This window comes from Noviherbaspirillum album, from assembly GCF_035916955.1.
GTDB lineage: Bacteria > Pseudomonadota > Gammaproteobacteria > Burkholderiales > Burkholderiaceae_D > Noviherbaspirillum > Noviherbaspirillum album.
In genome coordinates this window covers 65,495-80,156 of record NZ_JAWIIV010000001.1, presented here as the reverse complement: position 1 = coordinate 80,156, position 14,662 = coordinate 65,495, and the positions used below count along the sequence as shown (strand labels likewise).

The following is a 14,662-nucleotide window of genomic DNA, read 5'->3' as shown; positions in this document are numbered from 1 at the left end:
CTCCACGACGCTTTCGCCATACTCGATACGTCGCCCGCCGGCCTGGAAGGCGATGACATCATTCCCACCATATCCCCGACATCGTTCTTCCGGTCATCAGGACTTCTGACCGCCACATTTGAAATATGCTTGCCGGCATGTACCATATCGGCTGCTAAAAAATACGGCCATGGAAATCCATTGCCGAAAGGCATTGCGGATGTGCGTCGCACCAGGCGTAAAGGCAGCCATGTTTGATTGCCGCAAACAGGTCAACCCCGCCAAGCCGTAAGATATGGTTTTTTCCGGATGCCTGCCGGCAGCGACCAGCGCACCCGACACAAAGAAGAACGAGGATTTCTTGTCGACAGCCCCCCATAAAAGCAGTCTTGCCGCCCTGACCCTGGCCGCGATCGGCATCGTCTACGGCGATATCGGCACCAGTCCCCTATACACGATGAAGGAGGTGTTCGATGAACATCATGGCATCGCACTGAATCAGGCCAATATTCTGGGCGTCGTGTCGCTGATCCTCTGGGGCCTGATCATCGTCATTTCGCTCAAGTACGTCACGCTGGTGCTGCGCGCCGACAATCGCGGCGAAGGCGGCATCATGGCGCTGACCGCGCTGGCGCTGTCTTCAGTGGCGCAGCGCTCGCGCGTGCATTATCCGGTCATGCTGCTTGGCATGATCGGCGCCGGCCTGTTCTTCGGCGACGGCGTCATCACACCCGCCATTTCCGTACTGTCGGCCATGGAAGGACTCGAAGTCGCCACGCCGGCGCTCAAGCCTTATGTGATTCCGCTCACGCTGGCCGTGCTGGTCGGCCTCTACATGCTCCAAAGCCGGGGAACCGCAGGCATCGGCCGCTGGTTCGGACCGATCGTGCTGGTGTGGTTCACCACGCTCGCCATCATGGGCCTGATCAATATCGCCGGCAATCCAGCCATTCTCGCCGCGTTCAATCCGCTGCACGCGTTCCGTTTCATGATCAATAACGGCTGGTTCGCCTTTGTCGCGCTGGGCGCGATCGTGCTCGCGCTGACCGGCGCGGAGGCGCTGTATGCGGACATGGGCCATTTCGGCCGCAAGTCTGTCCGGCTGGCCTGGTTCTCGGTCGTGTTCCCCGCGCTGGCGCTGAATTACCTGGGACAGGGCGCCCTGCTCCTGTCCAACCCGGCCGCGGTATCGAATCCCTTCTTCCAGCAGCTCGGCCCATGGAGCATTTTTCCGTTGGTGGTGTTGTCGACCATGGCCACCGTCATCGCATCGCAGGCAACCATCTCCGGCGCCTTCTCGGTCACCCAGCAAGCCATCGCACTCGGCTTCCTTCCGCGCATGCGCATCATCTATACCTCGGAAAGCGAGATCGGCCAGATTTACATCCCCGTGGTCAACTGGCTGCAGCTGATTGCGGTCGTGCTCGCCGTGGTCGGCTTCGGCTCGTCGTCGAACCTCGCTTCGGCTTACGGCATCGCAGCCACCGCCACCATGCTGATCACGACGCTGCTGACCTTTTTCGTGGTGCGGCATGGATGGAAATTTCCGCTGCCGGTGATTCTCGCATCAACGGCGTTCTTCCTTGCCATCGACATCAGCCTTTTCTCATCGACCAGTCTGAAGATCGTCAGCGGCGGCTGGTTCCCGCTGGTCATCAGCGCGATCATGGTGACATTGATGCTGACCTGGAAGAGAGGACGCGAACTGGTGTTCGACAATATTCGCCGGCACATGATACCGCTCGACGATTTCCTGACCTCGCTGTTCATCGCGCCGCCGCACCGCGTCGACGGCACTGCCATCTACTTCCGCATGGAAGGCGACGGCGTGCCTCATGCCTTGCTGCATAACCTGCTGCACAACAAGGTGCTGCACCAGCGTGTCATCTTCCTTACCGTCCATGCTACCGACATCCCGCACGTGCCCGAAAAGGAACGCATCCGCATCGTGCCGCTCGGTCACGAGTGCTATCAGATGAACGTGTATTACGGCTTCAAGGATGAACGGGATATTCCGCATGCGCTGCAGCTGGGCGCCAGGGAAAGCCTGGAAATCGAACCGATGGAAACCTCGTTCTTCATCGCGCGGCATACGATACTTGCGACAGTCAATGGCGGCATGGCGTTCTGGCGCGAATCGCTGTATGTGGCAATGGCGCGCAATGCTCGCGATGCCGCCGATTTCTTCAAGATACCAGCCAACCGCGTCATCGAACTCGGTACCCAGGTCGAAATTTGAAGCAGCGCCACCCGCTCGGGAGAGCGTGGGCACGGCCGCTCAGACGCTCAGGTAGTTCATGACTCGACCATTTGCCGCGCCTGGAATAGCGACGATTCTGCCACGAGCCGGTTCCTGCCCTGCGCCTTTGCCGCATAAAGGGCCTTGTCCGCACGCTGCATCAGGCTGTGCAGTGTATCGTCGTCGTGCGAGATCGCCAGCCCGATACTTAGCGTGACCGGTACCGGAGAGTTGAGCTGGTCGGCCGCCGGATTTTGCTGCAGCAGCCGGTTGGCCGCCGCCAGGGCGCCGTCGAGTCGGGTTTCCGGCATCAGCACGGCAAATTCGTCACCGCCGAGGCGAGCCAGGAAATCGATCGAACGCAAGGCGCCGGCCGAAGCACTGGCCAGACGCAGCAGGGTGGCATCGCCGGCGGCATGGCCGCAGGCATCGTTGAGTGCCTTGAAGTTGTCAAGGTCGATCAGCAGCAGCGCCAGTGGACTACGTGAGCGCTTTGCCCGTTCGAGTTCGCGCGTTCCGATGTCGAAGAAGGCCCGGCGCGACCAGGCGCCGGTCAGGAAGTCATGGTTGGCCGCTTTTTCGGCCACGGCAACGATGGTGCAATGCGCCAGCAGCAGGCCGCCCAGGGTCAATACCGGCAGCATGAAGGCGCCGGCCGACAAGATCAGCACATTCCAGCCGGTCGGCTCAAGCAACGACCTCGGTGCATTTCCGTCCAGTAGTTGCGCCACGGAGCGGAAAAGATGGCCGCCGGCGATGATCGCGCACATGCAGATAATGAACAGCAGCGGATAGCGCGACGATGGCCAGCCACGCCACTTCGACGCCACAGTCAATCCGATCGCCGCGGCAATGCCGGCCTGCGACAGCGAAACCACCAGGGTGCGCAGGGTAAAGGAATCGACAACGTAGTGAAACAGTGCGATGGAGGCGGTAACGGCCGCCACCAGGGCAAATATCCATGGCGGGTGGATGGCGCGGCCCGTCAGGCGGCGATAGCCGACCAGGGTGGCTGCGCTGGCCGAGATATAGGCCGCGTTGGCGACTTCAAAGGCGAACAGCGGCGGCAGTTCCTTGCCGAAGGCGTACAGGATGTAAGCCGCCATGCCGAAGACATTTCCCAGCAATAATTCGCGTACGCCGTCGACTCTGCTTTCGTTTACCGAGTAGACAACCAGGAACATCACGAAACAGAGCAGTGCGGCAATGAGGAATGCTTCTTTGGTACCGAGCATCGTCAGGATCAGACTATCGTAAATAATTTCTTAATAGAAAGATAGTAAGCGACATTCACCGCCGCGTGATCCCATATTTATGGGGGTGTGGGCGGTGTTCCGCTCCGATATCGACGTTCGTCAATGCCGGTCATCGTTTGCCGGCAACGTTCATGAACCGAGCACGGTGACTACCACCTGGCGGTGCTGAGGCGCGGTACGGTGCTCCCACAGGAATATGCCTTGCCAGACGCCGAGCAGCAGCCCGTTTGCGCCTACCGGTACGGTTAAACCAGTCCCGGTGAGCATGCTGCGCGCGTGCGCAGCCATGTCGTCCGGTCCTTCGAGATCATGCCGGTAGGACGGATCACCGTCCGGCGCAAGGCGGGCGATGACGGTTTCAAGATCTCGCCGCACGTCGGGATCGGCGTTCTCGGTAATGGTCAGCGAGCAGCTGGTGTGCTGCACGAAGACATGCGCAATTCCGCACTGGATGCCTGAAGCCCTGACCACCCCGGCGATTTCGCTCGTGATATTGCTGGTGCCTCGACCCGTCGTATAAAACTCCAGTGTGGACTGATATGTCATGAACCCCTCCTTTTCATGCCGTACGACGGATGCCCGGTGCTTTGCTGGAACATGCGTCATCGGACATGGACTTGAACGGACTGCGTGCCGCAAGAACAATGAAGTTAATCGCTGCGATCATCGGTATCGCACCACGTGTCGTTCAAGACGGACAACATGCCCTTGACGGAGGAGTCGCAGCCAGCGTCGACTCGATAAATGAACGACAGTTTGGTGTTGATCACGACAGGCTTCCAGATAGCCAGCTCATTCCGCTTTTCCGCCAGCAGCGCGATATCCTCCCTTAGCAGTGTGAGCCCTAGCCCGGAACGGACAAGACTGTAGTGCAAGTCCGTCTCGTCGGTTTCGATCACGACATTCGGTGTGAGTTGGTGCTCGCCGAAGGCCGAAATCAACAGTTGATGTATATGGCTGCTTTCGGGGGCGCTCAGCCACGGCATGCAAGCGATGTCGGCCCAATTGCCCGATGAAAGACGTTGGGCGCTTTTGATGGGGGCAACGATACGGTAACGCAGGTTGCACAGCGCCTTGCTGGCAATGTCCGGATGGGTCACCGGCCCTATATAGAATCCGACATTCATCTTTCCGTTTGCGACGCCGTCGAGAATGTTCATCGCATGCGTCGATTTGGTTTTTACTTCGAGCAGCGGCATGCAGCTCAATACCTTTTTCAGGAACTCCTCCAGCCGGAGAAACTCCGGATCGCCGACGATGCCAAGCAAAATCTGCCCAGCGGTCTCCCCTTTGATTTCCTTCGCTCTTGCCAGCGTCGCATTGAATGCCCCAAGCGTCTTTTCCATTTCGGGCAGCAGCAATTCGCTTGCCTTGGTCAGGGATATGCGCCCATTTCGACGGGCAAAGAGCTGAATGCCAAGTTCCTGCTCGAGCGCCTTGATATGTCCGGTCACCGCCGGCTGAGTCATATGCAGGATATTTGCTGCCTTCGTTATCTGGCCCATGCGGGCGACGGTGACGAAGCTGCGAAGGTGATAGATTTCCATGATGTCGTCAGCCAAGTATTGAATATTGTGTATTTTACAACGCGCATCGCGCCCGAATTGTGTCCTGATGGCTTTTGATTTCACGAAAGTAGAATAAGGTCCGACGAAAATTCATTGCGATTTTCGCAAGGAATGTTGAATTGATAGCGTGTTGGCAGCAATTATTACCGGTAGCAATTACATTCCATTCCTACGTCATTCACCTCTACCGAATTGATATTTGCGAACGCAGCATAAATAAGTGGTACGTGCGGAATTAGTCTTGATCTGTCGAACAATATTCGATGGTGCGATGCGGCATAAATACTGCTAAATAGAGTCGGTAATTTCTTACGGAGGTATTTATGTTCAGCGATCGAAACGACTGGAAAATCCTTGAGCTGTGGCCGGAGTGCGCGCCGCTGCTTGAAGAATTGCCTTATGGCTTGATCGAAGATGAAGTCTGACGGCATGGTTTGAAACCACGCGTTTCAACGTCAGGTATGAGTAAAAGTTCTCCCGCACGCACTGTGTGGGAGAACTTTTTTCGCTTCCGCTTCCTGTTGCAGGCAATGCGGTCAAATGCGGTCAAATGCGGGAAAACACAAGCTGACAAAGCAATTAAATTGATTTAAGGTAACAGACGACGAAAAATAATTCCTGCATGGCGCACGTGGTCGAAGGCAGGGAGCAGACCTGCGCTTGCACCCGGATTCTATTCCGGCATAAAGGATCATCGTCCTGCAAGCGAATATCCGTAGATCATTACCGGGAGACGGGGCATGGATGTGCAAGGCGGAAAAATATTGATCGTTGACGACGTTGCCGACAATCTTCGATTGCTCCAGCATATGCTCAGGGAAGGCGGATATACCTGCTACCCGGCCAATAGCGGCAGCATGGCTCTACGCTTCCTCCAGAACACATTACCTGACGTAATCCTGATGGATGCCATGATGCCGGACATGGACGGCTATGAAGTTTGCCGGCGCCTGCGCAGCGACCCGCGTACGCACGATATCCCCGTAATCTTCGTCAGTGCGGCAGACCATGTGCTCGACAAGGTAAAGGCCTTTTCCTGCGGAGCGGTCGATTATGTCGTCAAGCCCTTTCAGCAGGAAGAAGTGCTGGCGCGCATCAAGACCCATTTGTCGCTGCGCGACTTGCAGAAGCGGCTGGAGCAGCGGGTGGAGGAAAGAACTTCCGAGCTGTCCGACATCAATGCCGCCCTGTCGCGCGAGATCGCCGAACGCATACGCACCGAAAAGGCACTCACCAACTCGCGGCAGGATTACAAGTCGCTGATCGATTCCATCAACGGCATCTTCTGGGAGCTTGAATTGCCGTCGTTCCGGCTGTCCTATGTCAGCCAACAGGTCGAAGCGATTCTCGGCTTCCCGCAGAGCGTCTGGATGCAGTCGGACAGCTTCTGGACCGAACGCCTGCATCCCGATGACAGGGTGAACGTGCTCGGCTATTTCAAGACCGATGCAGGCCGGGGTCTCAGCCACGACCTCGAATACCGGATGATGGATGCCGGCGGCCATACGGTATGGCTTAGAAATATCGTCAAGGTCATCATGGAAAACGGCGCGCCGGCGAAGATGCGCGGCGTGATGGTCGATATCACGCAAAAGAAGACGGCCGAAGAGCAGCTGCACCTGATTGCTCATTACGATGTACTGACAGGCTTGCCGAACCGGACGCTGCTGCGCCAGCGGGCCGCGCTCGCGATCGAACGGGCGCGCACCGGCAACCGCAAGGCGGCGTTGCTCGTCATCGATCTCGACTACTTCAAGAATATCAACGACTCGCTCGGCCACCAGACAGGCGATGCGCTGCTCAGGGAAGCCGGCGTGCGGCTGCAGGCGTGCTTCGGGAACACGGGCAAGCTAGCGCGCCTCGGCGGAGACGAATTCGTGCTGCTCCTTCCCGAACTGGACGACGGCCAGAACGCTGCAGCCGCGGCTAGGCTTGTCCTGGATCAGCTAAGGGTGCCCTATCTGATAGACGGACATGAACTGCATTCCGGCGGCAGCATCGGCATCAGCCTGTACCCTGACGACGGCGAAGATGTGGATGCATTGCTGCGCGCGGCCGATACCGCGATGTACAGCGCCAAGGAAAAGGGAAGAAACACCTATCAGTTCTATACGCCATCGCTCAGGATCGCGGCAGAGAAGCGGCTGACCGTCGAAAACGGATTGCGCCAGGCATTGGTACGCAAGGAGCTGCTCTTGTACTATCAGCCCAAGATCGACCTGAAGACCGGCCGCATCTTCGCCGCCGAAGCCTTGCTGCGCTGGAAGAAGCCCGATGGCACCATCGTATCCTGCGGCGCTTTCATCGACATCGCCGAGGAAAGCGGACTGATACTTCCCATCGGCGAATGGGCGCTGCGGAACGCGTGCCAGCAGCTCAAGCGCTGGCATGATTCCGAATTTCCCGAATTGCAGGTTTCGGTCAATCTGTCGGCTCGCCAGTTTTATCAGGCGGGGTTCCAGCATGTGGTTGCCGGCATCCTCCGGGAAACAGGATTGTCGCCGGCGGCGCTGGAACTGGAGATCACCGAAAGCATGCTGATGCAGCCAGGGGAAGACAATCTGCAGACACTTGCCCAGCTCAAGGCGATGGGAGTGCAGCTGTCGGTTGACGATTTCGGCGTCGGCTATTCCAGCCTTGCGTATCTGCGGCGATTTCCGGTCAGCGTACTCAAGATCGATCGTTCTTTCGTCAATGGCGTAGGCGAAAACCACGGTGACGCCGAGATCGTTTCTGCGATCATTGCGATGGCGCGCAGCCTGCGACTGAAAGTAGTGGCCGAGGGTGTCGAACATGCCCGGCAGGCCGAATTTCTGAAAGAGCAGGGCTGCGATGCGGCGCAGGGCTTCTATTACAGCACGCCGGTACCTGCGGAAGCCTTTGCTGCCTTGCTGCGGATGCAGGATGTCGAATGCGATGTCGGCTAGTGTTTAAGGCGCCAAGGCCTTGGCACTACAAGGACAGCCCCTGAGCATGAAAGGTTTGGCAAAACAATGCGCGCATCCACGACCACGGATGGCCAACCGTCGTATCGGAGCGGGCCTGCCTCCATTCTTCGTGCTTGTGCAACCAGACGGCAGGCGGCGCAAGGGCATCGCTGACCGGTTGGAAGCGTGCATCGAGCCGGGAGGCAATCCAGTACAGGTTCACCGACTTGTACCTGTTGAAAGGACCGCTGAAGCCCTTCACGCCGGCCTGTGCGCGTTTGCGGTCGAAAGGCACCGTGCTGCGGACGAACTCCTCGTGAGACCGCTCGCCTAGCGCATACGGTTTGAGCCATTCGAGCGCGAGCGCAAATCGGCCTCCGGTTTCAGGGGCTCCGTACCAGTCTTCGCCATGTGCGGCCGCCATCGCCGCAGCCATCAGCATGGGCTCCAGCGTGTACACCACATAATGCAGCGCATCGCGTTCCTCGAAGTCGATGGTGCTGCCATCGGCGCGGATGTTGCGCAGTACATGGCGCATGAAAACAGTCCGGGCTCGCGCGGCGAGGGCAGGATCGCCGCTGGCGAACGCACCGGCAGTGCCGATCTTGATGCGGTGGCTGTGCCAGTTGTTGCTTTCCGTATTGCGGTCGCCGACCAGCACCTTGTCGGCCAGATAGCCTGTAGCCAGCCTTGCCGAAAACCCGCGCACGCGTCCGATCGTGGCTGCGGGAAGAATATCCTGAAGCAGATCGAAGCCGAACAGCAGGCTGGGCAGCTGCGTTTCGTCGATCGGATTGAAGGACGGCGAGTAGGCCGCCAGCCATGCATTCAGACTGGCGGTCGCGCGTTCCGCATGTGCGGCGTCACGGGTCAGGCGATAGGCAAGCGCCTGCATGCGTATTTCGCGCCAGTCATTCTGCGCCCAGATGCTGACCGTGCGCAGGCCTTCGCCGGGAAGCAGGCCCGCCGTGCGAACCAGGGGGATCGGACGCGCCTCCCTGTCGAGCGTCAGCCGTGCCGCCTCGATGGCCAGCGAAGCGGCCTCTGCAGGCACCAGTTGTGCAAGCTGGCGGGCGCGCTCGGGAGAAGTCAGCGCGTAGCTGTTCATGGCCCTGCCCGCGCCGGGCAGCACGCCGCAGCCGAGCGGCAGGCTGGCCAATGCGCACAGCACCGTGCGCCTCCCAAGCGACGGGCCTCGATGCGCGCCGCTCTCCTTCATCAGTGGCGGCCTAGAACTCATGTCGGATACCGAAGCCGAAGCCGCGCGTATCCGAACCCGGAATACGCGCGGCAAGACCGGAGATGACAGGATCGCCATCGAAATCGTAACGCGCGGCAGCCTCGTTGTTGATGCGGCTGAAGTATGCCTGCCACATGGTGCGCTTGCTCAGAATGTACTGGTACAGCAGTGACAGCTGGCGTGCGCCGGTAAAGGGGCGGCTGCTCGATGCGCACTGTCCCTCCGCAGCCGCGCCAGCGCAGCGAACATCGCCCGCGCCGGCATAGTGGATGATGAAATCATGGATGCCTGCCGTGTGTTTGGCCGATACCGACCATGCGCTGCGCGCAATGCTGCCCGGAACCGGGCCTGCATCAGTGAAGAAATCGCCGCGCGATTTCATTCTGTCCAATGCAATGCCCACGGTCGTCGTACCCAGCGTATAGCGCGCTGCAATGCGATGTCCGAACTCTTCCGATTCCCCCAGCGCAAGGATGCGCTGCGCATTGCGGGACTCGTAGGCATAACCCGCGTAAAGCGGACCGTTGACGTAACTCAGCCCGGCCCCGTAGGCGTAGTTGTTCTGTCCCGCCGCCCGATTTTCTCCGGGAGCCCAGATCAGCGCACCCGCCAAGCCGTTCATGTTCGGCGTATCGTAGCGTATGCTGTTCTGCATGCGGCTGTTCAAGCCCGTGGCTTGCCCGTTCAAGGTGGTCATGATGCCGATATTATTTGCAATCGATGTGCTGCCCGGCACGAAGTTCATGCGGCTGCCCATGCCGCGCATTGGCGAAGTCATGAAACCCGCCTTGATGCGACCGAAACCTCCCTGCAGTGCCACATAGGAATCGCGGTTGTTGACTCGTCCCGAGCCGTTATCGATATCGAGTCCGCCTTCGATCTGGAAGCTCGCCTTGTAGCCATTGCCAAGGTCTTCCGCGCCCTCGAAACCGAGTAGCGAGCTGTTGGATACGAAGCGTGTTTTTCGCGGCACGCTGGTCGAGCGTACCGACTCGAGAACCGCGGAAGCCAATCCGTACACGCGCACTTCCGTTTGCGCATGAGCCCCGGTCGTTGCCAGCGCCAATGCGGCTGCCATGCAAGTCTTTCGCGTCATCGCCCCCGCCTCCCCGCGGTGAGCCGGCATCATGAATAAACCCGTGATGCCGGTGGAACGGCGCACAGGCATCTGGATGGCCGTGCGCAAGAATGTTCGAACGTTGATTGCTTATTGAATAATATTAAATTAAAAGCAATTTTGTAATTTATCGGCAGACCGGGAATGATTATTTAATGATATTTGCCTGACTAAGTGTTCCCTAATGCAATCGGTCTTGATAGCATAGTCCTAATAGCGAAGGATTTAAAGTGCCAACCAAGGTCTTTTTTCTCTCGATCTGCATCGAGGCCGAACCCGAGCCATGGTGAGTTTGAACGCATGCAGTTCATTGAGCCTGATAAGTCCATCCCAAGGGAGAAAATGTTCTGGCTAGAGACATTGCGGAGCCTTTGCAAGCATCGCGTCGGCATGAAGCCTCCTTCGGCGCGTCGGCCCGTAGTCCGGCCTGCGCTGCGCAGCGCACTGTCAGCCTGCTCCTGCGCCGCGATGACGATGGCGCTCCTGCTTTGCCTGCCCATCGATGCGGCTGCGTTAACGAAGAGCGAATACCGGGCACTGTTCGAAGCTGCGCAATACAATCCCCGGCAGCTCATCCGCCAATCAGAGACCAACCTGAGGTTTGCGGAGGCCGGCATCGATCCGGCCGGCGAGATAAATGCACTGCGCGGACTGGCGGCCGCGCACCACTTCCTGTCCGAGTTTGATACGCTCGCCAGGCACGCCGCGCGCGGCGTAGAGCTTTCGAGGGGAAACGGCGACAGGGATGCGCTCTGCTGGTTTCTTGCCTATGGCGGCCTGAGCCTGTATGGCAAGGGCAACGTGGACGCGGATGCGGCGCTCAAGGATGCAAACAAGCTCTTTGACGAAGCCATTGCCCTCGGCGAAAAATACTCCATGCCGACCTGTCTTGGCTGGGTGCAGCTGGCGCGCGGAAAAATATTCAATGCCGTCAGGCTGACATCCGATTCGCTGGCGGCGGCATCGAAGGCGCATGCGCTGTTCGACAGCGAAGGCGACCGTTTCGGCATGGCGGCGGCCCTGACCGACATCGCGGCTTATACCTTGATCCGCAATACCGAAAAGGATGCGGAAAAGATCCGCGAATACCTGCAGCGCGCGGCGAACCTGGTGGACTTCGATACCTATCGGCTGCTGGCGGCAGAGAACAATCTGTTACAGGGCCACAATGAATACTTCCTGCAGAATCTGAGGGAGGCGCGTGCCAGGTTCGAGAAGGCCGCCGCGATTTCGCGCGGAGTCCAATACCATCTGCTGACCGGCCTTGCCGAACGTGAGCTTGCCGATGTGGCCAAGGTGGAAAAGCGCTTTTCCGAAGCATTCCGCCATGGCGACGTTGCGCTGGAAATGGTTGAGAACCATCCTGACAAGCGTCATTACATCAAAGCGCTGCTGCTGCGTGCCGACATCCTGGCCAAGCTCAACCGGCGCTCGGAAAGTCTCGGCACGCTCGACATGGCCCTTTCGGCGCTGTCTCGCATTAATGATCCTTCAAGCACAGTGCTGTATCACTCCCGTGCCGCCGAAATCCATGCCGACCTGAATGATTTCATGGAAGCCTACCGCCAGCTCGATACCCTGCGCGAATTCGATGCAAGACTCAATGCGCTGCGTAACCAGAGCCTTGCCGACGAGCTCAAGGTTCGCTTCGACGTTGCTTTGACCGAATCGGAAAACGCAAGGCTGGTCGCAGAGCGGCACGAGGCCGAAAGCAGGAGGCTTGCGCTTACTCTTGGCTTGACGCTGACCGTTGTTCTAAGCATCGCGCTCGTTGGCGGCCTGGTACTTTACATGCGCAAGCGCGCCTCCGATGCGCGGATTGAAATGGCCCACCAGAGAAGGCTGGTCGCCGCCGAGGCCGAGGCGAATCATGCCAAGAGCGAATTCCTGGCCAACATGAGCCATGAATTGCGTTCGCCGCTGAATGCCATCCTGGGATTTTCAAGGCTGGTGACGCGGGAACGGGAATTGTCCGACGAGGCGCGCAGCAACCTGCAGACAGTGCTTCGCAGTGGCGAGCATCTGTACCATCTCATCAATCAGATTCTTGACCTTTCAAAGATTGAAGCCGGGCGCATGACGCTCAACGATACGGTGTTCAACCTGCCTCTGTTGCTTGATGAACTGGAGCAGATGTTTTCGCTGGCCGCACGCCAGAAGCGATTGACGCTGACCATAACGCGCGCGCCCGATCTGCCACTTTACGTGCGCGCCGATGCGGTCAAGCTGCGCCAGATCCTGATCAATCTGATGAGCAACGCTCTCAAGTTCACTTCCGAAGGCAGCGTGTTCCTGCATGTCAGCCGCAGCGGCCCGCTGCATCTGTCGGTGACGGTTAGCGATACCGGCCCGGGCATTGCGCCCGAGGAGCTTGCAACCTTGGGGAATGCCTTCGTGCAGGCCGGAGAAGGCCGGCGTTCGAGGGAGGGAACCGGACTGGGCCTGGTGATCTGTCATCGCTTCATCAAGCTGATGGGTGGGGAGCTGCGCATGTCGAGCGAACTCGGCAAAGGTTCACGGTTCTCTTTCGAGATCCGCATCGCAGAGATCGAAAACCCCGGCAGATATGCGCAGACGCAGGCAACCAGCGGACGAGTGATCGGTCTGGTGCCTGGCCAGCCGCGTTACCGGATCCTGGTGGTCGATGATCTGCCGGACCAGCGCAGGCTGCTGCGCGGCCTGCTTGGACACCTCGGATTCGACATCCGGGAAGCAGGCAATGGCGCCGAGGCGATTGCGGTATGGGAAGAGTGGAATCCTCACCTGATCTGGATGGACATGCGCATGCCGGTTCTTAACGGCATGGAGGCAACACGCAAGATAAAGGCGACGGAGCAGGGTAAGGCAACACGCATCATTGCACTGACGGCGAGTACATTCGAGGACGAACGCGACGAGATTCTCGATGCCGGCTGCGACGATTTTCTTCGCAAGCCATTTCAGGAGCAGGCATTGTTCGCTCACCTGCATCAGCATCTCGGCGTGAATTTCGTCTACGAACAGCCGCCGCAGGAAAAGACCGTCGAACCCATCAGTATCGAGCGGGTAGCCGCACTGCCGGCTGCGCTGCAGGAAAAGCTCGCCGCAGCCCTGGGCGGCCTGGACGTGGAAGCGGTTGATTCCGCAATCGGTGAAGTGCGCGTAGTCGATCCTGAAGTGGCGGATGCACTTTTCCTTCTTGCGGCCGGATTCGATTACGGACGGATGCTGGCCCTGCTGCCGGCGCGCGCCGAAACGGCGGAGTAGCGAAAAAGACTGGCGGAAGCCGGCAGGTCATGCCGGCTTCGCGTCCACGCCTGAGTCACGCGAGCGCCGCGCGAAACCCCATGCTCGTTCCAGGCTCATGCGTCCACGATCATCTGGAAGCCACCGAAGATCATGCGCTTGCCGTCGAACGGCATCGATGCCGCGCCGGCCTGAAGCCGAGGGTCTTCCATCACCTTCTTCATGCCCACGTCGCGCACCTCCTTGGATGGCCAGGTAATCCATGCAAACACGACGGTTTCATCCGGCTTGAGCTTGACTGCCATTGGAAACGAGGTGACTTCCCCATCGGGCACGTCATCGCCCCAGCATTCCACCAGCTTCAATGCGCCATGATCCTTGAACACCACAGCGGCTGTTTCGGCATGGGTCTTGTAGATTTCCCTGTTCGCGGTAGGGACGGCGAGCACGAAGCCATCGACATAGTTCATGAATGTTCTCCTTTAAAAGTGAATACAGGGCCGCTACACCGGACGACCCGCGTGCATCATGCAGCGACGACGACCATCCAGGAGACGCCGAACCGGTCCGTCACCATGCCGAAGCGCTGCGAAAAAAATGTTTCTGCCAAGGGCATTTCGACCTTGCCGTCCTGCGCCAGGATTGAAAACAGCTTTTCGGCATCGCTGCTCAGCGGCACTGAGACCGAAAGTGAAAATCCGCGAAAATCGGGATTGCCAGTGCAGCGCCCATCGGATGCCATGATCGTTGAGTCGCCGATGCGGAAGCTGGCATGCATGATCTTGTCGTCGGCGCCGGGAGGGCTCATGCAAGCGGACGGATCCTGCGTGTCCTGGTGCTCTTTCAGATCGGGGTTGTCCTTGAAGCGCATGAGCATGTCGACTTGCGCGCCCAATGCGCTGCGATAGAACTCGATGGCCTCTTCGCAGCGGCCGTCTAGAAAAAGATAAGGCTGGACTAACATTCGCTTTCCTTGAATATGAGAGTTGTCGGCGCTTGCCGGGTACCATCGCCGCAGGCCGGAAGCAATGATGATGCACTGGACACATGCGGCCACGCGGATGCCTGAGAATCATGCAATGGCCGGCATGATTCTCCAAAGTTGTGTACA

The 14,662-nt window shown here is 58.8% G+C and carries 11 protein-coding genes; 4 read left to right on the top strand and 7 right to left on the bottom strand.

Going from position 1 to position 14,662, the window contains the following annotated elements:
- On the top strand, positions 1 to 237 hold a 237-nt coding region (locus RY831_RS00335), incomplete at its 5' end, for a hypothetical protein (protein WP_326504346.1).
- A 103-nt stretch (positions 238 to 340) separates the two neighbouring features.
- Positions 341 to 2,218 carry a potassium transporter Kup gene (locus RY831_RS00330; protein ID WP_326504345.1) on the top strand — a complete coding sequence of 626 codons (1,878 nt, stop codon included), beginning with the start codon at positions 341 to 343 and terminating at the stop codon, positions 2,216 to 2,218.
- Between the two features lie 56 nt (positions 2,219 to 2,274).
- Here the strand turns inward: RY831_RS00330 and RY831_RS00325 are convergent, their stop codons facing one another.
- From RY831_RS00325 to RY831_RS00315, 3 genes are all read right to left on the bottom strand, one after another.
- Positions 2,275 to 3,453 (bottom strand): GGDEF domain-containing protein, encoded by a 1,179-nt coding sequence (locus RY831_RS00325; RefSeq protein WP_326504344.1) that lies wholly within the window; start codon positions 3,451 to 3,453, stop codon positions 2,275 to 2,277.
- A 150-nt stretch (positions 3,454 to 3,603) separates the two neighbouring features.
- A complete protein-coding gene (locus tag RY831_RS00320) occupies positions 3,604 to 4,020 on the bottom strand; it encodes a secondary thiamine-phosphate synthase enzyme YjbQ (RefSeq protein WP_326504343.1) in 417 nt (138 codons plus the stop codon).
- A gap of 104 nt (positions 4,021 to 4,124) precedes the next feature.
- A complete protein-coding gene (locus tag RY831_RS00315) occupies positions 4,125 to 5,036 on the bottom strand; it encodes a LysR family transcriptional regulator (protein WP_326504342.1) in 912 nt (303 codons plus the stop codon).
- A gap of 746 nt (positions 5,037 to 5,782) precedes the next feature.
- On the opposite strand from RY831_RS00315, the gene RY831_RS00310 reads away from it, so the two are divergent.
- Positions 5,783 to 7,969, top strand: a complete 2,187-nt coding sequence (locus RY831_RS00310; RefSeq protein ID WP_326504341.1) for a two-component system response regulator — start codon at positions 5,783 to 5,785, stop codon at positions 7,967 to 7,969.
- 25 nt (positions 7,970 to 7,994) lie between these two features.
- Here RY831_RS00310 and RY831_RS00305 read toward each other — a convergent pair whose 3' ends face one another.
- Both RY831_RS00305 and RY831_RS00300 read right to left on the bottom strand, forming a co-directional pair.
- Positions 7,995 to 9,209, bottom strand: coding sequence for an alginate lyase family protein (locus RY831_RS00305; protein WP_326504340.1), 1,215 nt, complete (start codon positions 9,207 to 9,209; stop codon positions 7,995 to 7,997).
- Positions 9,199 to 10,305 carry a porin gene (locus RY831_RS00300; RefSeq protein WP_326504339.1) on the bottom strand — a complete coding sequence of 369 codons (1,107 nt, stop codon included), beginning with the start codon at positions 10,303 to 10,305 and terminating at the stop codon, positions 9,199 to 9,201. Before RY831_RS00300 ends, RY831_RS00305 begins: the two co-directional genes overlap by 11 nt.
- Positions 10,306 to 10,716: 411 nt before the next feature.
- On the opposite strand from RY831_RS00300, the gene RY831_RS00295 reads away from it, so the two are divergent.
- The gene (locus RY831_RS00295; RefSeq protein ID WP_326504338.1) at positions 10,717 to 13,572 is read left to right on the top strand and encodes an ATP-binding protein; all 2,856 of its coding nucleotides are present in this window, start codon (positions 10,717 to 10,719) and stop codon (positions 13,570 to 13,572) included.
- A gap of 95 nt (positions 13,573 to 13,667) precedes the next feature.
- Here RY831_RS00295 and RY831_RS00290 read toward each other — a convergent pair whose 3' ends face one another.
- Together RY831_RS00290 and RY831_RS00285 are read right to left on the bottom strand one after the other, a co-directional pair.
- Positions 13,668 to 14,021, bottom strand: coding sequence for a DUF1428 domain-containing protein (locus RY831_RS00290; protein WP_326504337.1), 354 nt, complete (start codon positions 14,019 to 14,021; stop codon positions 13,668 to 13,670).
- A 56-nt stretch (positions 14,022 to 14,077) separates the two neighbouring features.
- Positions 14,078 to 14,515 carry a VOC family protein gene (locus tag RY831_RS00285; RefSeq protein ID WP_326504336.1) on the bottom strand — a complete coding sequence of 146 codons (438 nt, stop codon included), beginning with the start codon at positions 14,513 to 14,515 and terminating at the stop codon, positions 14,078 to 14,080.
- Positions 14,516 to 14,662 lie beyond the last annotated feature (147 nt).